The sequence below is a fragment of the Geomonas silvestris genome (genome assembly GCF_014193515.1).
GTDB classification, from domain to species: domain Bacteria; phylum Desulfobacterota; class Desulfuromonadia; order Geobacterales; family Geobacteraceae; genus Geomonas; species Geomonas silvestris.
The window spans coordinates 1-1,061 of record NZ_BLXX01000036.1 but is presented as its reverse complement, the minus strand read 5'-3'; the positions used below and the strand labels follow the sequence as shown (position 1 = coordinate 1,061).

Below are 1,061 nucleotides of genomic sequence, written 5' to 3'. Positions count from 1 at the left end.
TCCTGATTAGCGCGAATCTTCCGCTGCTGCGGCTAGTGCGACATTCTCTGCCATTGGTAGCATGCATAATCACGGCAATTTTCCTCATAGGAGTGTGCCGTGAAAATGAACCGTCTTCAGTTCCAGCAAGGCCTTAGCCTGAAGTCCTTTCTCGCACAGTATGGCAACGAGGACCAATGCGAGGCTGCCATTGAATCAGCGCGGTGGCCGACAGGTTTCATCTGCCCCAAGTGCAAAGGCACCAGGCATTGCAGCTACAAACGAGGTAGGGTCAAAGTATTCCAGTGCACTGCCTGCAGGAAACAGACGACATTAACCGAGGATACGATCTTTCACTCTACCAAGTTGCCTTTCACCACTTGGTTTCAGGCGATGTACTTTTTGACACAGAATAAGAATAATATGTCTTCCCTAGAATTGATGCGCTTACTTGGGGTGACATATCGTGCTGCATGGCGAATAAAGCATAAGCTGATGCAAGTGATGTTCGAGCGGGAGCAATCAACAAAGCTCCACGGACGAGTCGAGATAGATGACTCCTATCTCGGTGGAGAATACCAAGGTAAAAGGGGACGTGGTTCAGAGAACAAAGTTCCTTTTATTGCTGCGGTACAGACCAACAAGCAGAACAACCCAGTTTATGCACTGTTCTCGCCAGTCCAAAGCTTCGGCCACAGCGATGTCAGGACCTGGGCCAGCCAAAGGCTGGCACCTTCGACAACGGTTGTCTCAGATGGCTTCTGGTGCTTCACAGCTGTAACCCAAATTGGTTGCCCCCATGAGCGACATGTCGTGAGAAAGGGAACGATGAAAACCCAGAAAATGGAGTGCTTCAAGTGGGTTAACACGATCCTTGGGAACGTAAAGAATGCTATCATTGGCACCTACCATGCCTTCGATTTCTCAAAATACCCACACCGGTATCTCGGGGAGTATCAGTACCGATTTAACCGCCGCTTTGATCTTGCCGCTATGCTGCCTCGCCTGATCGCTGCGACTGTTTGCACTGGTCGTCGCCCTGAGGCGTGGTTGCGGACAGCGGAAGATTGGCGCTAATCAGG

General features: G+C 50.7%; 1 protein-coding gene. It reads left to right on the top strand.

Annotated features, from left to right (window positions below; all coding sequences use genetic code 11):
- Positions 1 to 99 precede the first annotated feature (99 nt).
- A complete protein-coding gene (locus tag GMST_RS22040; RefSeq protein WP_183356858.1) occupies positions 100 to 1,056 on the top strand; it encodes an IS1595 family transposase in 957 nt (318 codons plus the stop codon).
- Positions 1,057 to 1,061: the final 5 nt, after the last annotated feature.